Below are 5,977 nucleotides of genomic sequence, written 5' to 3'. Positions count from 1 at the left end.
TTTAGCGATTTAGTGATTGAGCGAATGAGTGATTATGTTAAAATTTAGATTCTCCAAGTAGAGACGCAATGCTTGCGTCTCAATGCTTGCGTCTCAAACCAAGTAAATCTAGCATGATAGCCTCAAAAAAGGGGTCGGGAAATATATTCCGACCCCTTTTTTATGAAAATTATGGAGGATAATCCCAATCTTAAAATTTGGGATGACTCATGTTTGATAAAAACTTGGAGAATAGTTCCAATCCTAAAAATTCGGTATGATTCATATTTTGATTATGCATATCTTCCAATAACTGATAACTATTAACGTCTTGTTACTTACTTATTTTTTAGTAACTAATGTATGTTTTTGTCGAATGGCAAAGGCTATTAGCCTAAATCAAATCCCATAAAGATTATTTTTATTAAGTAACCGTGCAGCTTTAGATTTAACTTTTATGTTTAGGCTCAAGGCAACAGGCATTTGGCAAAAAGTGTTAATTTGTTTTTTAGTAACGATGTATATGTTTTTTACCGATTGCCCAGAGCTGAAAGCCGATAGCTAAAAAATTAAATTCTATTTTGCACACTAACTTATTTACTTGTACCCTGTTTTCTTCTTGAGTAAATAGCATCAAATTGTTTGGAAGAATTGCTAATTATTACTCAGGTATATTAAGAAATTATTAAGCCCAACTTTGGACGCCCATAAGTTGAGCTTATTTATCGAATCAAATTATAGGCAAAAATACCGATAGCATTGTACAAAGCCATTTTTTGAAACAACACGCTTTACAATCGATTTCATAAAAATACTTATTAAAAAATGTTTTATTAATAAAAAAAATAATTAAATTTCTATTCCTAGGATTAATTTAGATTACTTTCAGCTGTAAAGTTATCTCCAAACCAATATGAACATTTACTTATGAACTTGACAAATACTCTTTATTCCACTCCATTTTTCTTACCCAAAACACCCAGTTTTTTCGGTAAAAAACGGCACTAAATAGCCCTCTAATATTTCACTTTTTCTTAAAATCTCCATATTTTTTTATGTGAGACCTTATTTGTTATGCCCAATGTTAAGAATAAATCAAGCGGACTTAATGATTTATTTACAGCCTCTCAGCTCTGATAGGATAACTTGCGCCTCCAAATATAAGCATTGGTGAATGCTAGAGACAGGATACTCGTAAATTTCTAAAACTAATAAGTTATACAACATCCTGATACTCATACTTATCAACCCAATTTTATCATGAACAAACTCTACTCTCAGAGTCTTACCAGCAAACTGGCAGCTGGTTTGCTATTAGGTGTTTGTGTGGGGCTTTCGCCCACACCGCTTCACGCTCACAATCGTGTAGCCTTATCTAATTACAGCTTAGAAACATTGATAACTAGTGAGATTCCTGTAAAAGGAAAAGTTATTGATGCCACAACCAACGAGCCTCTAATTGGCTGTTCGGTTGCGATTAAAGGTAGCAAGCGTGGTGTAAACACCGACGCTAAAGGAAATTTTGCTTTGAATGTGGACGAAAAGGCAACTTTAGTCATCACATTTGTAGGCTACGAAAGACAAGAAATAGCAGTAAATGGTCGTACTCAAATAGAGGTTTCGTTAAAATCAACAGCATCAGACTTAGAACAGGTTGTTGTTGTAGGTTATGGTAGCACAACCAAGAAAGATGTAACGGGTTCGGTAAAATCATTGAAAAGTGCCGAATTTAACCAAGGTATCATCAATACCCCCGAATCTTTGTTGCAAGGTAAAGTATCAGGGGTAAATGTTACATCGGCGAGTGGTGAGCCAGGTGGTACACAAAATATCACTGTACGTGGTCCGGGTGGTGTTCGTACAGGAAGTACACCATTGTTTGTGGTAGATGGGATGGCACTCGATAATTCATCGACAGGTGGTGCAACCAACCCATTGACATTTATGAACCCACAAGACATCGAGTCGATTGATGTATTGAAAGATGCCTCTGCCACGGCTATTTATGGTTCAAGAGGAGCCAATGGGGTTATCTTAATTACTACTAAAAAAGGAAAATCAGGATTCTCTTCCTTAAATTATTCTGCTAGTTATGGGGTCTCTACTATGGCTCGCCCTCTGAATGTATTCACAGCAGATGAATACCGCAAGCAGGTAGTAGCTCTTGGAGGTGTTTTGGAAGACTTCAAAGGCAATACGGATTGGCAAAAAGAAATTAGTCGTACAGCGGTTACTCAAAACCATAACCTATCTTTTGGTGGTGGCGCGGATAAACTAACGTACTACGGTTCATTCGGTATTCAAAACCAAGAAGGTATTATCAAAAATAGCCAATTGAATCGTTACACTGGTCGTTTAAACGTTACTCAAAAATTATTGAAAGACCGTTTGACGGTTGATGTAAATTTGAATGCAACTCAAACGTATAACGAGCGTCCGCCAATCGAATCTGTTTTGGGAAGTGCTATTTCTACAAACCCAACGATTCCTGCTTATGATGCCAATGGTAATATCTATTTGTATCAATCAGGTACCAACCCGCTGTTGGCATTGAAGCTGGAGAAAGATGCAACCACAACAACAAGAATTTTGGGAAATATTTCCCCTTCCCTAAAAATTACAGATCACCTAACCTACAAACTCAACTTTGGTATTGACTACTCAAATGCACATCGCGATTTGCAATCTCTCGCAAATGCTATTCCTCAGAGAGATGGTCGTTTGGAGTCAATCGATACATGGAATTCTAACCGTCTTATTGAAAACTATTTGACATACAACAATAGTTTTGGAAAAGACCACACTTTCTCCATGTTGGCGGGGCACTCTTATCAACGATTCTTCCTACAAGGTCGTGGATATAGTATCAATAAATTTGCTATTTCTGACCTCGAACCAATCTATAACCCTGGATTGGGTCAGGAGTTGACCTTGGCCAACAACAAGCCTTATGGATATGCTACAATCAACGAGTTACAGTCATTCTTTGGTCGTGCAAATTATTCATATAAAGATAAGTATTTGTTAACAGCAACAGTTCGTGCTGATGGTTCTTCAAAATTTGGTGCTAATAACAAATACGGGGTATTCCCTTCTTTTTCGGCAGGTTGGAGAATTTCTGAAGAAGAATTCATGAAAGGTTCGGCAGTAAGCAACTTGAAGCTTAGAGCTGGTTGGGGTAGAACAGGTAACCAAGAAATTCCTTCAAAAATCACACAAGCCCGCTTTACTTCTGTAGTTTCAAGTACTACTTCTTATCCTTTGGACGAGTCTTCTACTTATCCAGCAGGTACTTCTTATACACGTTTGGCAAACCCTGATATTCAATGGGAACAGTCTACTCAAACTGACTTAGGTTTAGATTTCGCTTTCTTGAATGGTGCTTTATCAGGAACAATCGACGCCTTCCACAAAGTTTCTGGTGATATTTTGTTGGAGGTTATTCCTTCCGATCCTGTACAACCAGCAGGTACTTTCTGGACCAACGTAAAGGATATGACTATTACCAACAAAGGTTTGGAATTGGAATTGAACTACCGTCATTCAACAAAACAAGGGTTGACTTATGAAGTTGGTGGAAACATTACTTTCATCAGTAACGTAGTAAACAAATCCCCTTACTCGGTAATTCCTTCTGGCTCGGCGTCAGGTTCGGGTTTGACATCTGCCACTATCAATGGCTACGTAAATGGTCAACCTATTGGTACCTTTTTCTTGAAAGAATTTATTGGATTAGATGACAAAGGTTTAAGTCAATATAGAGATGTAGATGGCGACGGTATTGTTACAGATAAAGACCGTATTGCAGCAGGAACAGCATTACCAAACAAACAATATAACTTCTTTGGTCGTGTTAGCTATAAGGGTTTTGATTTGGTTGCCAACTTCAATGGCGTGGCTGGAAACAAGCTTTATGACAATACTGCCAATGCAAACTTCTACAAACTGCGTCTTTCAAAAGGAATCAACACAACTCCTGAAGCTATTGCTTTGGCAAATGAGTCTGTAAACAACTCTGCTCCAGTATCTACAAGGTTTTTGAAAGATGGCGCCTTCTTACGTTTGAATAACCTTGCATTAGGCTACACATTCGATACCAAAAAGCTAGGAATCAACGAATGGATTTCAGGCTTAAGATTATCAGTAACAGGTCAAAATTTGTTTGTAATTACCAAATACAATGGTTATGACCCAGAAGTAAACACCGACCGCACAATCAATGGTATTACTTCTTACGGTATTGATTATTTAAGTTATCCAAAAGCAAGAACTGTTGTGTTTGGACTTAATGTAACATTCTAATTTTCTAAAGAAACATGAAAAAACCAGTTATATTCCTTTCATTGTTAGCCTCTTTGATAGCAAGTCAAAGCTGTACTAACCTCGAAGAACAAGTACTTGACGAATCTTTTTCTCCGAGTATTTCTTATGCAGACGTAGCCAATGGTACATTAGCTCCTGTGTATGCTTTGTTGCCTAATATTTTCTTACATACCAACTATTTTAATATTCAGGAAATCTCAACTGATGAGGCTATTTTGCCTTATCGTGGTGGTACAGACTGGGGTGATAATGGTATTTATATTGCTATGCACCAGCATACCTACACCAGTACAGATCCCAATTTGAGAAATACTTGGAACTTTCTTCTACAAGGTATCTCTCGTTCTGTTTCGGCAATCAACCAGTTTCAAGGCCAAACAGATGCGACCTCACAGTTGTATTTGGCAGAATCTAGAGGTATGCGTGCGTATTATTCGATGCTTACTTTAGATTTATTTGGTGTTGTTTTTGTAAAAAATAGTGTTGGCGAAACTTCGAAGGTAATTCGTGGTGCTGAAGCTGTAGAATACATCAAATCAGAATTGTTGGCTGTTGAGCCAAACCTTTCAACAACAGTAGGCCCTGGTCGTATGAACAAAGCTGCCGCATGGGGTCTTTTGGCTCGCTTACACCTAAATGCCGCTGTTTATCGCAATGTTACAGCTCAAACTGTAACTTTCTCAAACGACGATTTAGACAAAGTGATTGAATATACCGACAAAATCATTAACTCTAACCAATACCAGCTATCGCCTGACTATTTCTCAATTTTCAATAGCGATAACCATAGCAACAAAGAGTTAATTTTTGCGGTTGACCAACGTGCCGAATTAAACGGACATAACCGTTTGGCTTATTTCTCATTATCGGGTGATCAGTTCCCACTTCCTGCATACCCTGCAGCCAATGGTACCGATGGTCCTGCGATTACTTCTGATTATTATCGTACTTGGGTAAATGCTTATGGCTCGCAAGACCCTAGCGTTGACCCACGTTTTTACAAGCAAAATCTTTCGATTTATTCAAACCCTGCCGACTCATGTGTAACTGCTGAAAGCTTCAATATCAACCGTGGTATTTTGCGTGGTCAGCAATATGGTTTGATTCGTAAAAACGGGGTTTTCTTGAAATGTCCAGATGGCAAAATGAAAGTAGGTAAACTTTTCAATGATACGCGTAACCGTCCAACTACTCCAGTAATCTTTACCGAAAAAGTGGACTTTACAGTAGCTGGTTCGGACTACTCTACAGGATACCGCGTTGAAAAATATGAGTTCTCCAAAAAATCTACTTCTGGTCGTAACTTTGGTGAGGCAGATATCGTAATCCTACGCTTAGCAGATGTGTACTTGATGCGTGCAGAAGCAAAATTGCGTAAGAGTAACGACGCAGCTTCGGCTTTGGCAGATGTAAATACGGTTCGTGCATCAAGAAAAGCGACAACGCCGCCTCCAGCTTTGACAAGTATGTCTTTAGACTTATTGTACCGCGAAAGAGGTTTTGAGTTTTACTGGGAAATGCTTCGTCGTACAGATATGATTCGTTTTGGTAAATACGAAGATACTTGGACTGAAAAAACGAATACAGACCGCAACAAACGTATTTTCCCAATTCCACAAACAGCCATCGACGGTGCTTCTAACCTTCCAGGCTATTTAGTACAGAATCCATCATA

2 protein-coding genes are annotated in these 5,977 nt (G+C 38.3%); both read left to right on the top strand.

The features are described from left to right. Nucleotides 1–1,239 precede the first annotated feature (1,239 nt). Complete coding sequence (locus tag ACOVQ4_RS08945; RefSeq protein ID WP_421820309.1) at nt 1,240–4,281, top strand: SusC/RagA family TonB-linked outer membrane protein; 3,042 nt, start codon at nt 1,240–1,242, stop codon at nt 4,279–4,281. Between the two features lie 14 nt (nt 4,282–4,295). Further along, on the top strand, nt 4,296–5,977 hold a 1,682-nt coding region (locus tag ACOVQ4_RS08940), incomplete at its 3' end, for a RagB/SusD family nutrient uptake outer membrane protein (protein WP_421820308.1).

The organism is Flectobacillus sp., from assembly GCF_049240685.1.
GTDB lineage: Bacteria > Bacteroidota > Bacteroidia > Cytophagales > Spirosomataceae > Flectobacillus.
This window is presented reverse-complemented; position numbering and strand designations above follow the sequence as displayed.